Origin of the sequence: Methylomonas sp. Kb3 (genome assembly GCF_002834115.1) — a bacterium.
GTDB lineage: Bacteria > Pseudomonadota > Gammaproteobacteria > Methylococcales > Methylomonadaceae > Methylomonas > Methylomonas defluvii.
In genome coordinates this window covers 39,865-57,084 of record NZ_PIZT01000010.1, presented here as the reverse complement: position 1 = coordinate 57,084, position 17,220 = coordinate 39,865, and the positions used below count along the sequence as shown (strand labels likewise).

General features: G+C 52.3%; 13 protein-coding genes. 2 read left to right on the top strand and 11 right to left on the bottom strand.

The genetic code is table 11. The features are described from left to right. Positions 1-2: 2 nt before the first annotated feature. The 10 genes from CWO84_RS07585 to CWO84_RS25155 all read right to left on the bottom strand — a co-directional run bounded on the left by CWO84_RS07585 (position 3) and on the right by CWO84_RS25155 (position 13,405). On the bottom strand, positions 3-389 hold the full coding sequence (locus CWO84_RS07585) for a hypothetical protein (RefSeq protein WP_033156401.1): 387 nt from the start codon (positions 387-389) through the stop codon (positions 3-5). Between the two features lie 354 nt (positions 390-743). Continuing rightward, positions 744-2,207, bottom strand: coding sequence for a DUF1501 domain-containing protein (locus CWO84_RS07580; RefSeq protein WP_101052227.1), 1,464 nt, complete (start codon positions 2,205-2,207; stop codon positions 744-746). A gap of 104 nt (positions 2,208-2,311) precedes the next feature. Then, on the bottom strand, positions 2,312-4,648 hold the full coding sequence (locus tag CWO84_RS07575; protein ID WP_101052226.1) for a DUF1549 and DUF1553 domain-containing protein: 2,337 nt from the start codon (positions 4,646-4,648) through the stop codon (positions 2,312-2,314). 65 nt (positions 4,649-4,713) lie between these two features. Continuing rightward, positions 4,714-5,220, bottom strand: a complete 507-nt coding sequence (locus CWO84_RS07570; protein WP_101052225.1) for a rhodanese-like domain-containing protein — start codon at positions 5,218-5,220, stop codon at positions 4,714-4,716. Positions 5,221-5,753: 533 nt separating this feature from the next. Further along, complete coding sequence (locus CWO84_RS07565) at positions 5,754-6,713, bottom strand: SMP-30/gluconolactonase/LRE family protein (protein WP_033156403.1); 960 nt, start codon at positions 6,711-6,713, stop codon at positions 5,754-5,756. A 74-nt stretch (positions 6,714-6,787) separates the two neighbouring features. Continuing rightward, positions 6,788-9,544: a TonB-dependent receptor gene (locus CWO84_RS07560; RefSeq protein ID WP_240617995.1), complete on the bottom strand. Its 2,757-nt coding sequence runs from the start codon at positions 9,542-9,544 to the stop codon at positions 6,788-6,790. Positions 9,545-9,874: 330 nt separating this feature from the next. After that, positions 9,875-11,998, bottom strand: coding sequence for a TonB-dependent receptor (locus tag CWO84_RS07555; protein ID WP_165786287.1), 2,124 nt, complete (start codon positions 11,996-11,998; stop codon positions 9,875-9,877). A gap of 14 nt (positions 11,999-12,012) precedes the next feature. After that, a complete protein-coding gene (locus tag CWO84_RS07550) occupies positions 12,013-12,357 on the bottom strand; it encodes a hypothetical protein (RefSeq protein ID WP_101052223.1) in 345 nt (114 codons plus the stop codon). After that, positions 12,320-12,904 carry a Plug domain-containing protein gene (locus tag CWO84_RS07545; protein WP_205800356.1) on the bottom strand — a complete coding sequence of 195 codons (585 nt, stop codon included), beginning with the start codon at positions 12,902-12,904 and terminating at the stop codon, positions 12,320-12,322. The genes CWO84_RS07550 and CWO84_RS07545 overlap by 38 nt, the downstream gene beginning before the upstream one ends. Positions 12,905-13,270: 366 nt before the next feature. Beyond that, positions 13,271-13,405 carry a hypothetical protein gene (locus CWO84_RS25155; RefSeq protein WP_276308150.1) on the bottom strand — a complete coding sequence of 45 codons (135 nt, stop codon included), beginning with the start codon at positions 13,403-13,405 and terminating at the stop codon, positions 13,271-13,273. A 217-nt stretch (positions 13,406-13,622) separates the two neighbouring features. Here CWO84_RS25155 and CWO84_RS07540 point away from each other — a divergent pair, with 217 nt between their 5' ends. Next, a complete protein-coding gene (locus tag CWO84_RS07540; protein ID WP_205800355.1) occupies positions 13,623-15,062 on the top strand; it encodes an aryl-sulfate sulfotransferase in 1,440 nt (479 codons plus the stop codon). A gap of 177 nt (positions 15,063-15,239) precedes the next feature. Further along, positions 15,240-15,707 (top strand): cupin domain-containing protein, encoded by a 468-nt coding sequence (locus CWO84_RS07535; RefSeq protein ID WP_101052221.1) that lies wholly within the window; start codon positions 15,240-15,242, stop codon positions 15,705-15,707. Between the two features lie 32 nt (positions 15,708-15,739). Here CWO84_RS07535 and CWO84_RS07530 read toward each other — a convergent pair whose 3' ends face one another. Then, positions 15,740-16,816: a sigma-54 dependent transcriptional regulator gene (locus tag CWO84_RS07530; protein ID WP_101052220.1), complete on the bottom strand. Its 1,077-nt coding sequence runs from the start codon at positions 16,814-16,816 to the stop codon at positions 15,740-15,742. Positions 16,817-17,220: the final 404 nt, after the last annotated feature.

The following is a 17,220-nucleotide window of genomic DNA, read 5'->3' as shown; positions in this document are numbered from 1 at the left end:
AATTAGAGGGGTTTGTATTTGTCGTGGCAGGCGCCGCGGCATTGTTTGGAAAAGTCGTTGGCGGCAACGGCAGCGGTATCGAAATCGCCGGCCGTCAGCGCATTCTGAATATTCGCCGCCTTGTCCTGATATTCCTTGGCGTTATGCGTGGCATCGTCGGCATTGCCACGCTTGGCAAAAAATCCTTCGACCAGTTTGAATTCGTCCTGTAATTGCTTGGCTTGGGTTACCGCGGTGTTGGCGTCCTTGGCGGCAATATTGTTTTGCACTTCCTGAATTTTGGTTTCCACGTCATTCATTAACTCTTCGAAATCGAATTCGCTTTCGGCAATCACCGCGCTGCTGCTAAGAACCAAGCCAATTCCGAAAAGATAAATCGTCTTTCGCATATCGTTAACCCTGTCGCGGCATTACCCGCCGCATTAAATAATGTTCTCGGAACATCTCTAAAATTCCCTCTTCTCCAAACAGGACTCAGACGAAACACTGTCACCCAAGGCCCCCACAAAGGCCCGGCTGCGCGTATTACCGGGAGATATCCGGTCTGCCGTCCATTGGCCCCAGCCTCCTTGCCGGGATAAACGCTCACCTGACAGCGTCGTCCTAACGCCCTGTTTGATAAAGAAGGAATTTCAGAGATGTCCACATTGATTCAAATTCGCGTTACACCAGGCTAATAGCCGGCTCGGCGAATCGCTTACCCGAAAGCGCCACGCCTTCGGGTAAGACTCTAAAGCCCGACCTTAGGCAATCAATTCCTTGATCACTTTGCCGTACACCACGGTTGGACGTTCCGAACGGCCTTGATACTTGTAAATCAGCTTCAAGTGATCCAGACCCAACTGGTTCAGCACCGTCGCATGCAAGTCATAGGTATCCACTTCGGTACCTTTGATAGCTTGTACGCCCAGCTCGTCGGTGCCACCATGGGTGTAGCCGGCTTTGACGCCGCCGCCCGCCATCCATTGGGTGTAGCCCCAAGGATTGTGGTCTCGACCGTCGCCGGATTCGCTCCATGGCGTGCGGCCAAACTCGGAGGTCCACACCACCAAGGTTTCATCCAACAAACCTTTGGCTTTCAAATCTTTCAACAAGCCGGCGATCGGTTTGTCGATAATTTTTGAATGTTTACTGTGGTTGTCTTCGATGTTTTGGTGCGCGTCCCAATCGCGGCTATCGCCTTTGATGTCGGTCGGGCCGGATACGACTTGCACGAAGCGCACACCGCGCTCGGTCAAGCGTCTGGCACGCAATAACAACTCGCCGTATGGGCGGGTGATTTCGTCGTTCAAACCATACAGCGCTTTAGTGGCTTCGGATTCCTTGCTAAAGTCAACCGCTTCCGGTGCGGTTTCCTGCATGCGGTAAGCCAGCTCATAAGATTCGGTGCGAGCTTGCAGCTCACTATCGGTCGGATAGTTAGACGCATGTGTTTGGTTGATCTGTTTCAACAGATCCAACGCATGGCGTTTTTCCGCGTTAGCCAGATATTCTGGGTTATTCAAATGCAGGATCGGCGAATTGCCGGGACGGAACGGCGTACCTTGATACACCGCCGGCAAAAACCCGGACTCCCAGTTGGTCACACCGCCGCGAGGTTCGCGTTTGTCGTTATATAACACCACGTAGGCAGGTAGATTCGGGTTTGCCGAACCCAAGGCATATTGCACCCAGGCGCCCAATGTTGGCCGGCCGGGGTTTAAACCGCCGGTGTTCAACTTCATGATAGAAATATCGTGGGTGGCGCCAACGGTCACACTGGATTTAATAAAGGCTAAATCGTCGGCATGTTCCGCTAGGTTAGGCAACCAATCGGAAAACCAGGCGCCGCTTTGACCATGCTGTTTCCAGTCGCGTTTGGTGGCGATCAATTTGGTGATGCCGCCTTGGGTACTGGTTTTGATACCTTGCAAAAACGACGCCGGAATACCGGTCCCGGCTTGTTTGACCAATTGCGGTTTGTAGTCGTACAAATCCAGCGTGCTGGGCGCACCGGACATATGCAGCCAGATGACGGTTTTGGCTTTAGGCGCAAAATGCGGCGCTTTCGGCGCTAAAGGGTTGGCACCCGCCAAGGCTTGCAAGGCGGGGTCATCGGCAAAGGCGCTGGCAATGACGCCACCGCCCGGCAGGAAACCGCTGACGGCCAAGCCGCCCAAGCCATAGCCGGTTTTTACTAAAAAATCGCGACGTGATTTGTTGTTCATTATCTAAACCTCTTGAATATAATTTTGTGTCGGCAACCATTTTGGTTTAAGTGAAGCGCCAGCCGATTTGGCAGACGCCCACTTAGACCAAGTCGTTAGGTGTATTAAAACCGGTAGATAAACTCGTTGGAGTTGGCTACGACGTGCACTAAATCCACGAATGCAGCAGCTCTAACAGGGTCACCCAGCGGCTTGTCCTTGACGCCCGCCGGCACGTTCACTTCAAACTTGCCATCCGCGGCCTTGGCGCGAATGATGGCTTCCTGTTCATTCAAGAAGGCCTGCAGCGACTCTTTTTCATCATCCTTCGGTTGCCGCGCAAACAAGATTTGATACAGTCTGCTGATCCGATCTTCCTCATCTTCACCCGCCTCATTGATCACCCGGCCAGCCAAGGATTTAGACCAGTCGAATATCAGTTCGCTGTTGTACAGGGTCAGCGCTTGCAACGGCGTGGTGGTAACCTCGCGTTTGCTGTGCGCTTCCTGCGGCGACGCCATGTTGAAGGAGTCCAGGATCGGATAAGGAATACTGCGCCGAGTAAAGATGTACAAACTGCGACGGTTCTGATCATGCACATCCTTCGAGGTTTTCCAGGCCGGATCGCCTTGGAAATTGCCGCTGGCAGTGTTAATCGCTTTCGGCAGCGGCGGATACACGCTAGGACCGCCCACTTTTTCTTCCAACTTACCGGCTGCGGCTAATAAGGAATCCCTGACCTGCTCGGCTTCCAGACGTTGGCGCGGAAACACTGCCAGCAACTGGTTTTCGGCGTCGGCTTTGGCCACATCTTCGCGATAATCAGACGATTGGCGATAAACGCTGGATAGCAGGATTTCGCGGTGCAGTTTTTTCACGCTCCAGCCGTCGTTGACGAATTTGGACGCCAGGTAATCCAACAACTCGGGGTGCGTCGGTTTTTGGCCGGCTTTACCGAAATCGCTGACGGTGGTAACGATACCTTTACCGAAATACTGATCCCAAATCCGGTTGGTATACACCCGAGCGGTCAAAGGATTGGTCGGACTGGTAATCCATTTCGCCAGCGCTGACCGGCGGCCGGATGAAAACGGCAACGGTTTGATGTCCGGTTTTTCGTCGGTAATCGCTTCCGGAAACGCCGGCTGCACTTCTTCCAATGGCTTTTCGTGATCGCCTACCGCAAACACATAACTAGGCGGCGCATCCGGATGGCCCAGTTCGGTCATCGCCGAAATGGTATTGGAAGACGTGGTAGGTTTCAGATCGTTGAATTTTTTAAGTTCTTTATCCAGTTTTTCCAACTCGGCCCATTGCTCGGCGATTTTTGGATCGCGAGTTTTAGCATCGGTACTTTCACCTTTTTCCCGGAAATAAGATTCCAAGCTACCTTCGTCGGTCACATTGGCCAAACGATGGTTTACCCAACGGTCGCGCGCGTTCCATTGCTCCTTGGGTTTGAAGATCGCTTCCCGCGAGTCAGTCAAATAACGTTCCTTGTGATATTTAAGCGCCTCTTCCCTATGCGTATCGATAATGGCTTTTTTCTTGGCGCGAATATCTTTAGTCGCCTCTTCCCATTTGGCGTACTGTTGTTCATAGGCTTTTTCAACCTCGCCTTTTTTAGCGGGGATGTTGTCTACCGGTGCGATGTTGGCAAAGAACGACTGTAGCGAGAAATAATCTTTCTGGCTGATCTTGTCGAATTTGTGGTTATGGCAACGCGCGCATTCCACGGTTTGCCCCAGCACCACCTTGCCCACGGTATCGGTAATATCGGTGGTAATTTGGTATTTGCGTTGCACCAAGTCGCGGGAGTTGCTGTTATCCGGGAATTGCGCCATAAAACCGGTGGCAACCAAGGCTTGTTCGTCGCCCGGCCACAATTCGTCGCCCGCTAATTGTTCTTGAATGAATTTGCTGTACGGTTTGTCCTGATTAAATGAATTGATCACGTAATCGCGGTAACGCCACATGTTCAAGCGGTCGTTATCGTTTTGAAAACCAGTACTGTCGGCGTAACGCGCCAAATCCAGCCATTTACGGCCTTGACGCTCGCCGTATTTCGGCGAAGCCAACAAACGGTCCGCCAATTTTTCGTAGGCATCAGGCGATTTATCATTAACAAACGCATCGACTTCTTCCGGAGTGGGAATGACACCCCACACATCCAGCGTAGCCCGGCGGATGAACGACGCCCGGTCGGTATCCTGTGAAGGCTTGATACCTTTCGCTTCCAAAGGTGCCAGCACAAAAGCGTCGATAGGGGTTCTCACCCAATCCTTCTGTTGCACATCGGGAACAGCCGGCGCCTTAACCGGTTGATACGACCAGAGTTTGGACTTGGATGATCCGGCAGGCGAAGCCGCTTCGGTGGCCGGTTTTTCGTCGGCTGCTTGAGCGGCATCGGAGAGCGCGAGCGCCAACCCCCAGACCACCGCGCAATATAGTTTGATTTTCATTGAATTCCTCCAAAATATCAGCTTGATGGAACGAAACCGGGCATCACCCGGCTTCAATCCGGAAATTAACCTTTGTGCTTATGACCTTTGTCGTGCTCTTGATCTTTGGCATGTTCTTCGGGCTTAGGCGCGGGCGGGACAATTTTGGTAATCTTGCCGCCCTCTTCTTCATAGTTCTGCGAACCTATCGCACCAACCACCTTGAAACCCTTTTCGGCCAGCAAGTCGGCGGATTTGCCGGCCCGGCCGGCGTGATTGGAAACGGTGACTATCGAGCGTTCCTTGGGAATAAACGGCAAAACCTTATCCAGCTGATCGATTTGCACGTTCAAATACACCGGAAACGTACCGATCTTGCTGATTTCATCCGGACGGCGCACATCGATAAACAACACTTGCTCAGGCTTGGCGAGCAAGGCATCGATTTCGGCGCGATTCAATTTTGGGGTTTTATAGGTATAAGGCCGCGCGGCCGGCGCCTCGGTTTTTTTACCGGCGTCCGCGTCGGCGGCAAACGCTACCGGAGCCGCCAAGATCAGAGCCAAAAGAGCCGCTGTGGTCGTGTTTTTCATTGCTATGTCTTCCTGTTATTAGTTGCTAACTGCACGGTTTATCGCGCTTGAATAAGGTTCCTCATTTGGTAAAAGGCAACTAGCATGCCACTCGAAATATATCCGCCATAAAAAACCATCACTAGCTTGTTAATCATTGATTTAACACGTGATATTTATTTCAAACTACTCTCGATAACACTTGATAAATCCCTGAACATTCAAGCACAGCCCAAGCAACTGATGGAAATTCAGCAGGGTCGCAACACGGGCTGTTGCTGGGCTAGCACCGCGCCAACCATTTAACGTTGTTTGGTATTTAGAAAAGTAGTGTGCGGATAGGCCAGGCAGGAACTTTGTACCCTCCCGATCTGCGAAACTTGAAGCCCGGCAAAAACGCCGGACAAAAAAAACGGGCTAAGGATCAATCCTTGCCCGTTAGAGGTTATCACCACGAGAGCTTGATGAATGGTTGCGGTGGGACCTTAAATTGGCTATGGCGACGCTATGTTAAGAACCCGGTTGAAGCGATTGCGTACTTCACCCAAACAGCGCTATTTCGGCCGGCTGCTAATACCAGTAGTCAGTAACGGAATTTTGTAGGCCGCGCCGCGACCGACGACATAAAGGGTTTTCTTATCGATACCCGCAAAGGCCAGATTTTGCGGCTTTTTGGGTAATGGAATCACACCCAATAACTCACCTTTGGCACCGATGATTTCCACGCCGGAATTGGAAGCGACATACAATCTGCCGTCGTTATCCAATGCAAGCCCATCGGCGCCGCTGGACCACGTACCGTCCTCGCCTTTTTTCCAACCGTCCAGTTTGGCAAAATTGCGGCGATTCTGGATCGAACCGTCCGCGGCAATGTCGTAAGCCAGAATATGTTCGCCTTGGGTATTGGCGACGTACAACACCTTTTCGTCTTTGCTCAATTGAATACCGTTGGGACGCTCGATGTCCGTTGCCAGCTGTTTAAGATCTCCGCCAGGCGAAATGTAAAACACGCCGGGATGCGACGGTGGCGGATTGGGATTTTCCTTGCTAGGCCGGGTGCCGCTATCGGTAAAGTAGATACCGCCATTGCTGGCGCGCACTAAATCGTTGGGACGTTGAAATGCGGTGCCTTGATAATTTTCGGCCAAGGTATTTTTCTTGTTGGCCGGATAAACTACGCCCACTTTGGTTTTTACGGTTTGTACCGCGACGATGTCGCCATCCGGCGTCAAAGCCAAACCGTTAGCGCCATTGGAGCTTTCCAGAAATGTCGATACTTTACCGTCCAAGCCGATGCGTATAATTTTGTTGGCTTGGGTTTCCGTGAACAATAAACTGCCATCGCTGTAAGCTATCGGCCCTTCCGTACCGTTAAAACCATCCTTGATTAGCTCGGCTACCACGCCACCGGCGGAGACGCCGGGAATAGCCGGCGTAACCGGGTCGTCGGCATGAGCGGCCGCCCCGTAAATCAACGCGCCAAAACCAAGTAAATATAAGTGTTTAGATAACATAAGTATTTCCTTTGCAAATGTTTCGATAAATCGGTTTGCCGGACGGCATTCTGGCCGCCCGGCGAGTATACAAATTAGAATTTGGCTCTAAAGTGCACACCGTAGTAACGCGCATCGCCGAATGAAGCACTCGCCGCGCCGGTACCGGAAAAGTTACTGGCATTGGTAAAGTAGATGGTGTCAAAGATGTTTCTACCGACCAAGTCCAGGTTGTACTTGCCATTTTTAGTACCCAATCCAATCCCGCCATCGGTGACGTGATAGGCGTCCTGCTTGCCATAGCGCGACAAACTGGCGTTGTAGTTGGCTGCGGATTTAAAGCTGTCGATCAAATACGCATGCCACTGCAAACCGTAGTCGTTACCGTAACCAAAGGTTAAAGGCGCCCGGTAATCTATCCCGTAGTTGGCAGTAAACGCCGGTGCGTTCGGGATGGTTTTGCCGGTTTGATCGCAATATCCGCTGTTATTCGCTTCCGGTGGGCACGGCGCGTTGGCAAAGTCGGTGTAAATGGCTTTGTTATACGAACCGTTCAGGAACACATTCAACCCTTGGGTAATATCCCAATTGGTTTCCAACTCGATACCGCGTAATTGAATACCGCCTATATTGCCCAGTTGCGTCAAGAATTGACCGGCCCGTAATGGATCGGGCGCCACCAACTGCGATTGATAACTTTGAATGTCGGTTTGATACAAGTTGACGTTGAATACCAGCTTGCGATCCAGCAAAGTGCTCTTGAAACCAAATTCGTAGTCCATCACATCTTCCGGTTTGACGTTTTCCGTAGCCCCAGTGTTAAAGTTGAACTGCGCAGCCCCGGATTTTTGACCGCCGGCCACCGAACCGTAGACCATCAAATCTTTATTCACTTTGTAACTGGGGTTAATCAACCAGTTTTGCGAATTCTGATCGAAACCTTGCCGCGGAGCATCCCATTCCGGACCCAGACGGTTACTGCGAATAGCCTTGGCCGCAGCAATCTGCGCGGCATTGGCACCCACGGAGGCACCCAAAGCATCTAAATCCACACCGCCCAAATTCCGGCTATAACCGGTGTTTTCCCGACGTTCAAAGGTATTGCGCAAGCCTAAGGTCAAGGTCGCATCATCGGTGACATGCCAGTTGATCTGACCGTAGCCGGCATAGCTATCGGTGGCAGGCACCACGTTTTGCGTCAACATGGTATCGCGCATGGACGCCGCCAATAATTGCCGGGACGCTGGGCTGGCATTCAACAGCGCGTACTGGCTATTGCTGGCATGGAACGCGCCGGCATCCACCCCAAAAAGGCGTTGATTAAAGGTATTGGCGATAGCACGCATCGCAAACACCCCGAACTGGTAATCGATGGGTCCAGGGTCTTTAGACGCCAATCTGAGCTCCTGCGACCATTGCTCATTTTTAACCGTCCAACCGGAAATCCGTTCAACGTCTGCGGTACTTGACTCGCCATCATGATTAGGTTCAAACAACGCATCCCGATAAGCGGAAATCGAGGTCAACCGATGTCCCGCCACATCCCAGTTTATTTCCGCCGACACACCCGAACCATCACCGCGCGATTGGCGCCTTTCGTTGTTCGCCATCGCTCTAGGATCACCAATCACGGTCACCGGTTGACCATTGGTTCGCAGGGTATTGAACCAATCCCTGGCTAACCGGCTGCTGAAGGTAGTGGTTCGCAGAGTGCCATCGTCAAAGCGCGTAGGATCGGCGATGAGGGGTTGCACGCTCATGGTTTGAGTCGAGGCAGTTTTATCGACAATCAACCGCGCGCTCAAATCTTCGCTCGGCGTAAACAGAAACTGCAAACGCCCGCCCAACGCATTGGTTTCACCTAAATCCCCCTCACTGCGATGCACATCCACATTTTTCACAAAGCCGTCGCGCTTATCGATAAACCCGGAAGCGCGATACGCCAACAAACCCGGCAAGATGGTACCGGTAGCGCCGAATTTGCCTTGCAGGGTATCCCTATCCCCGGCAAAGCCATCCACGTAATAACTGTTCTTGAATGAAGGCGCTTTAGTGGTAATGTTCAGCAAACCCAGGTTGCTGTTTTTACCTTGCAGCGTACCTTGCGGACCGCGCAACACTTCCACTTGATCCAAATCGGCAAAGTTGGCCCACGCCGCCCCCGCCCACGCCCGCCAGACGTTATCCACCATCACGCCAACACTGGGCTCCATGGATTCGTTACCGCTGTTTTTGCCCAAACCCCGCAAAGCAATACTGGTTTGCCGGGCATTGGCCGAGGTCACACCCAAGTTAGGCGCACGCCGGGAAAAATCTTGTACCGACACCACGTTATCCCGCTCCAGCGTTTCCCGATTGATTACCGCCACCGGAATCGGCACTTCCTGCAACTTCTCTTCCTTACGCCGAGACGTTACGACCACTTCCGACAGGTTTTGCGGCTCGTCGGCTTTCTCTTCCGGCTCCGGCTCAGCGGCGGCTACGACATTGTCCGGCTCCTGACTGGTTTGCGCAGCCGGATCGGTAATACCTGGCGCCGGCGCGGCCGCCACACTTCTTTTAAGTAAATCCTGCTCACGCCGTTTTGAGGCTTCCAATTCCCGGCTCAAGCGTTCAACCTGCGCTTGTAAATCGTTCACTTTGGTATCGGCAACCGCTTTATTGCCGGCCTTTTTCGCGCTTTTTTTCACCGGCGCCGTTTGGGCGGTCGCATCGCTAGCAATCAGCATTGAACCACCCGCTATAGCCATTGCCACACATACCGACAAACCGCGCCGATTGCTAATGTGCAGCGGCACTTTCACCGATTCAATGCTGTCTGCCGACAGACTCCCAATTAAATTTTCCTTCACGATCTCACCTATGCGAATGTTACAAAAACCAATTCGAGCCAACGCCAAGACGGCGTCCGCCATTCGAACTTTCTGTAACGCTCTACGCAACGACCATGCCACAGGATGATAAACATCCGCCTAGCCATCCATTAATGAGATTTAAACAATTGAATTTAATAACTAACTTTAAGACCCAATTTATCTATCTTGCTAACATCATGAGAACGCCGCCAGCTGAAAAACTGTTGAAAGGTCATCAGCCTTTGCTGACTAACTGCCCGCCAATCAACAGTTTCATTTCCAGGTTACGAACTGGTGTCAAGCGTGTTTTTTGGTCAACCTACCATCTTAAATTTTCCCGCTTAGCTGAATACCGAACCAACGCGGATAAGGATCCGGCGCATAGGAATTCCAGCCAATTTCGTGATTTCTATCGTTGAAGATGTTTTTACCGATCAGGCTCAAGTCCCAGTGCTTGTCGCGGGTACCGATACCGATCGCCGCGTCCGTTCTGGCTCTATCCCCTACCCAACCGTAGGCCGATAAGGTATCGCTATTATTGAACTCGGTTTGGTAGTTGGTATTAAAGCTGGTGTGCGCTATGTATTTGCTCTCGAAAATCGGCTTGGAATATTCGGCACCGACGTTAAAGTTCCATTTGGAAGCACCGGGTAGATACTGGCCGGTCATATCGACGTAATCCCCGGTCAGATAACCCAGCTCATCGGGTTTAGGTGCATTTTTGTAATCCAGATATTCGGCAACGTTATAGGCGCCGTTGAAACGGATCGACAAATCGGGAATGGTGTTGATCACGCTGTCCAACTCCACGCCGTGCACCCGCACCCGACCGACGTTGCCTTGCGTCGTGGCGTAGGCTGTCAGGCCGGAACCACCGGGCGCCAGGTTGACTTCGGTTTGGAATTGGTCCACCACCTGAACCGCTTGCTGGTAGTTCTTAATATCCATGACAAACGCATCGACATTAAGCACCACCGACTTATCCAGCCAAAAGGATTTAAAACCGAGCTCTAGGGCATGAGTTTCTTCCGGTTTGACGGTGAACGGCAGACCGTTGACCGGCGCAATCGATCCCGATTTCTCGCCGTATTGCCAGGACAAATACGTCGTCAGGTCTTCATTGATTTTGTAGCTGGGCGTCAATTGCGCGGTATACAGTACATCCCGGTAGTTATCCTCGACGGTTTGATTCAAACGGCCGATTTGCGAGGCACGCAAGGTTTTGGCATTGGCGACCATGGTTTTTTGCGCGGCGGTCAACGCCGAATAGCTGGAGCCGCCAAAGTATCGAGCCGCCAAGGAGTCGGCCAGCGCGGTTTGCTCGGCGCTGTTCACCACAGTATCGCCGGCTACCACGCCGGTTTGCGCAGCGTTGAGTTTTCCGTAATTGCTTGTCGATCCGTAGAAGGTGTTGGTCACTGTTTTATTGGACCCATCGGGATTTTTGTCGATCACCCCGTCGCCATCCTGATCGACGGTAAACGACTGCGCCGTATCGGAATTAAAACCGCCGGTGGCCACATCACGCACCGCCACTGGATTAAAGGCGCCACCAACGCCATTTCTGGCAATGTTCTTAAAGTTGCGCGACGTACGGTCTTCATGCGTGGCGCGTACCCCGGCGGTAAGGGTGAAATTGTCGGTAAAGTGCAAATCCGATTCGCCGTATATGGCACCGGATTGGGTACGAATCTCGGTAGACTCGAAGGTGCGCGCATCCTGCAACAGGTCTTTCAGGATAGCCTCGCCGGCGCCGCGATTGGTGCCGGCGTTTCTATATAAAGCATTGTACTGGCCGTTGGTGGCAAACCAGGCCCCGGCGTCGGCGCCCCAGCCGGCTTTCGAGTCCACATTATCCTTGGTCCACAAACCGATCACGCCGGCCTTGTAATCCAAAAAGCCGCCCGGTTTGTTGACGATTTTAAATTCCTGCGTCCATTGATTGTATTTAACCCCGCCGCCGCCATCGACGCTGATGTCAAACGGCGTACCTTCGTCGTTGTGCGCATCAAAGCGATATTCGCGCACCCCGGTTCTGGAGCTCAACACATGATTGCCGACTTCCCAGTCGATTAACGCCGCTGCGCCCTGGTTATTGACGGTTTGGCCTTTGTTTTGATCGAACCAGACGGTGCCGCGTTGTTCGCCGCCGATATAATCGTTATAGGTAAACCCTCTGTTGGCAAAGTACTGGCCGGCCGCCGCTCTTGAACCGACGGCGCTGATCGCCCCCGGACTGGTGGTATCGGTCAGCGCAAATTGGTTGCTATGACTGAAATAGCCATTGAGTTTGGAGTAGGCGGATGTGCCGTTTCTATCCGTGAGACTACCGTCGGCAAACCGAAAAGGCTGATCATGATAGAAGGTCAAACCGTTTTGTACCTGTGGTTGCTTCGGCTCGAAGTCGGCGATAAAGCGTGCCGTTAAGTTTGAGGTTGGGGTAAACAGCAACTGCGCGCGCCCGCTCAGGCGATCGCGGTTATATAGTGTGTAGTTTCTGTCGTATTCGTTTTCATAAAAACCCCGCGCCTTATCGACGATGAATGATCCACGCCAGGCCAGGCCAGAAAATTATCGATCACCGTCCCGCCCAAAGCACCTTGCAATATCAAGGACTCCCGTTGCCCATAAGCGGCGGACAATTCCGCTGTCGGCGCGAATGTCGGCAATTTGGAGGTGACGTTCACTTTACCCGAGCTTGCGGCCAAGCCGCCCTCGGTACCGCGCGGCCCGCGCGTGACTTCCACCGCTTCCACGTCGTAAAAACTGAAGTTAGCCAACTGCGTCAAGGCATACGGTACACCGTCCACCGTCACGCCGACGCTGGGATCCTGGGTTTCCGTAAAACCTTCTTTTCCCCAAACCGCGCACCGATAGCGAGGCGCCGCGCGTGTTGTTTTGATTGAATTGCACGTTGGACGCGCGGCGGGTGATGTCGCCCAAGTCCCTGGACAGTTCCCGATTAAGTTCGGTGCCGGATACCACCGATACCGATTGCGCGACTTCGTGTAATTTCGCCAATTTGGGTTTGGCCTTTACTACCACTTCGCCCAAATCCGCTTTTTGATCGTCATCGTTCCGGGCTAACTCGGTTGCCTGCGCTTCGTTCGGCGCGGCAACTGTTTCCGCGATTGGTGCACCGGCATTAGTAGTTCCGGCAGCTGCGGTGCCCGCTGCGCCTTTCTTGATAAACTCCAATTCTCGTTGTTTGGCGGCGGCAAGCTGCTGACGCAAAGCTTGATTTTCCGCTTCCAAATCGCTGACCACTTTGCTGTTGACGGTTTTGGTTTTGCTGTTTTTTTTCGGTGCGGCTTCCACATCGACTGCAGACGCCATGGACACACCGGCGATAGCCATTGCGACGCAGGTCGATAATCTACGTCGCGCACTGATTGCTTGAGGAACCCCATCCTGTCGAGTAGCGCTTATTGAAAAAGCACTTGTTAATTTATCGCTCACTGTGTCACCTAAACGAATGTTAAAAAAATCGATAAAAACTAACGCTAATACTGTGCCGTCTAAAACCATATCCGGCTTTAACATCGTTTTTGCAATAGGCATGCCAGCAATATTAAATGCGCATTGAAGGGAAATAATCCCGGAAAATATATTTATAAAATACTGTTTTATATGAACATTTAAATTAATTACTCGTGATCAACCGGAAATATTAACAGCCAATTCACGCGCTGTTTTTATCAAACGCTGCTGAAACTCAAACAATTACTGCTGGCGACATGAACGGCCTTTGCTGTTAGGCTGAACGAGCATTGCTGCTGGTCTGAGTGACATCTGCTGAATTGCAAATACTTTTTGCTGATGGCCTGCACTTGGCTCAACAAGTTTGGCCAAATCCATCGAGCCCCTCTGCCGTTTACCCTAAGGCTTACCGGAAAAATACCGCGCGTGAGCACTGGCGTGCTAATGACAAAGCCTTGAAATACCGACCCTTTTAGAGTTTGTGACTATTTGCGACCAGATTTTTGGTGACCAACCCGGATAAAACAACATATTGGCTTGATCATTGCTTAACACCAAAAGCAATAGCAAACACCCCTATATAAAGGAATAAAAAGTGACACAAATCAGACCCTCTGTAAGCCCGCATGGACGCAAAAAAAACCGGGCATCGCGTAAACACCAGACTTGGCAACAAGCCACATTGATAGCCTTAGGCACGGCCCTCAGCGTCTCGGCATTATCGGGACCGAGCGTTTTTCCCACTGGCACCACGCGCTACGATCCCAGCAAAGCCTACAACTCATTTGTTTTGTTCAGCGGCGGCGACAACATCGCGCATTTGATCGATTTAAACGGAAACGCCGTGCACGAATGGCCGGATGCCGCCAGCCACAGCACTTTAATCAACCCGGCATTGACTGGCGGCAAACTGGGACATGTGTTTGTGACACAGGAAACCACCGAAGGCAAAGGCACAGACCTGGTACCCGGCCAAGTTAGCAAGAAAATCACCAAAACCATTGCCGAGCTGGATTGGGATGGCAAAACCGTGTGGCGTTTTGGCGACAAAGCCCCCGGCGGCGCGGCGCAACAACATCATGACTGGGCCAGATTGCCCAACGGCAATACGGTGGTGTTAGCTAACCTGGTGCATCCGGTTAAGGGGTTTAAGCAAGCGCAGGTTTTGGACGATGTGATTTATGAAGTCAATCCGGCAGGCGAAGTGGTCTGGAAATGGATTGCCTCGGAACATCTTAATGAATTCGGCTTTACGCCGGCAGAACTCAAACTGGTCCGCAACGCCGAGATCACCGACTATCTGCATGTCAACAATCTGAAAGTAGTCGGCCCAAATCATTGGTATACGGCCGGCGATAAGCGCTTTCATCCGGATAATTTGTTGATCGACGCGCGTAACGCCAATTTCATCATCATTATTGATAGAAAGACCGGCAAAGTGGTCTGGAACCTGGGGCCGCACTACCCAGCCGCGTCCATTGAAGAACAACAAGCCCGCAAGGTGCCGCGCCCGGTCGATCAAATCAGCGCCCAGCACGATGCGCATATCATCCCGGAAGGCTTGCCCGGCGCCGGGAATTTATTAGTGTTCGACAATCAAGGCATCGCCGGTTATCCGCCGGCGCCCGTGCCACGTACCGGCGGTTCGCGCGTATTGGAGATAGATCCGATCAAGAAAGAAATTGTCTGGCAATACACGGGCGAGAGTTCCGGCGGCCCCAGTTGGTCGTTTCGTAGCACCCATATCAGCGCTGCCCGCCGCTTGCCTAACGGGAATACTTTTATAGACGAGGGCCAGAGTGGACGCTTATTTCAAGTGACAACCGACGGCGACATAGTCTGGGAATATATCAATCCGTATTTTCGTACCGGTAAGGATGCTTTGACCGGCCGGGCCACCGCCAACAACTCGGTATATCGCGGCCAACCGGTACCTTACGATTGGGTACCGGCTGGCACACCGCATAGTGAGAATCCGGTCAGTGCGCCTGATTTGAGCAAATTTCGACTACCGATAGCCAACAACAAACCCTAAAGCAACTTGGTAATAAACCCAGGCACGCGGTATGCAATTTTAAAACCATGGGTTTCGGGGTATCCGGTCGTGATGTTTGGTAGACGGGTTACTACCATTAAGTTTAACGGAACGGACACTCCACAACCGGATACCCCGAAACCCATGGCGCTAACAACCTATAATTTGGAGACTAAAATGTTAGGTAAACCTATTCGACCAACGTTATCGCTACCGATCTTGACGGTCGCGCTATGCTGCGCGTATAGCTCGGCGGCAGCTTTGGAACTCGACCCCAAAGCCATCAACATCAAACTGCCCGAGCAGATTAATTGGGTGGCAAACCCCAGCGGCTCGGAGAGCGCGGTATTGGTAGGCGATCCCAGCAAGCCAGGCCTGTATGTGGTGCTGAACAAGTGGAAGGCCCATCACAATAGCAAGCCGCATTCGCACCCGAACGACCGTTTCATAACGGTGATTTCAGGAACATGGTGGGTAGGCACCGGCACGGATTATGATCCGGCGCATTTACAAGCAGTGCCGGCGGGCAGCTTCGTCACCCACTACGGCAACGAAATCCATTATGACGGTGCCAAAGACGAAGACACGATTCTGCAGATTGTCGGCATCGGCCCGGCTACGTCTACCCCGGCCCCTGCAAAATAGCAGACAGCTCGCCGTCAGCGAGCTGCCAGAGATTACTCTTCGCTTTCTTCGTAGGCGACGGCCAATTTTCTCTGACCATTGGCCAACATGCCATACAAGCCTAGTTTGTGCCGTAGGACATTGCGGCTTATATCCAGCAAGCGCGCGGTTTGCACCTGGTTTTCTTCGCAAAACTCGAACGCCGTACGAATCACGGTTTCTTCGATAATATCGAATAACTTAGGCGGCGCTTGTTCGCACAAACGTAGTAGCGAACTCTCCAGCGACGAAGTGGAAACTGTCGGTCCGGTCTGCGAAGCTCGCACACCGGATAACTTAAAGTCCTCCGGACGCAAGCGATTGCCGGGGCAGACCAACAATGCTCTATGCACGGCATTTTCCAACTCACGAATATTGCCGGGCCAATCGTAATTTAACAAGGCCAACTCGGTGGATGGCGATAATTTGATTTCGCCGTAGCCCAGGCGGTCGCCGTAGACTTTCAGAAAGTGCCTGGCCAAAGGCAAAATGTCGCCCGGACGCTCCCGCAAAGGTGCCAGGTGAATCGCCGCCACATTAAAACGGTAATACAGATCGGCACGAAAATGCGACGCCGCCACCGCTTCTTCCAAATTGACGTTGGTAGCGGCGATGACTCGGACATCCACCGGCGACGGCGTGCGCGAGCCCACCTTGACCACTTCCCTTTCCTGCAATACCCGCAATAATTTCGCTTGCAAGCCCAGCGGTAAATCGCCGACTTCATCCAAAAACAAACTGCCTTTATTGGCGGTTTCGAACCAACCTTCTTTGGTATTTAAAGCGCCGGTGAAAGCACCTTTTTCGTGGCCGAACAATTCGCTTTCGATCAGGTTTTCACTGAGTGTTGCGCAATTTAGAGCCCCGAACGGTCCTTTGGCGCGCTTGCTCAGTGCATGCACATGTCTGGCCACCAATTCCTTGCCGGTGCCGGTCTCACCGATGATCAGCACTGTCGCATCGCTAGGCGCGATTCGCTCGATGTGCTCCAACAGTTTTCGCGAAACCGGATCCTCGAACACCATCGCCGTGGCCCGCACCGTGTGCGACAGCTGTCGCAATTGCAATTCGTCAAATGCCAATAATGTCATACGGTTTCCCCTTTACTGCGAGCAACGATGCCGCCACTCAAAAATTGTTCCATGAAAACTCTTTTCCTGAGATGTCAAAAATAGTAATTCGTCAGCGGCAGCGCAAATCAACTGCCGATACGCCAACGCCAAACAAAAATCAGCCCTACCCGTGCCGAAAGTCAACCTACACACCGGCACCAGCGCCGAGCACAGGCCAAAAAAAAGCCAGCAGTCCTTTGGGGACACACTGGCTTCCGGCGATCCGGTCAGCAGAAGTGGATGTTATGGAGACAAAATGCTCGGAAAATAACAGCGAGATACCAGGTTCTAAGCATGGTTCATGCCACTTCGTGTTTTCAGCACATCATAAAGGATTACAGGTTTTTGCGAAACCCAAATGTTGCCACAGCAACATAATCTGC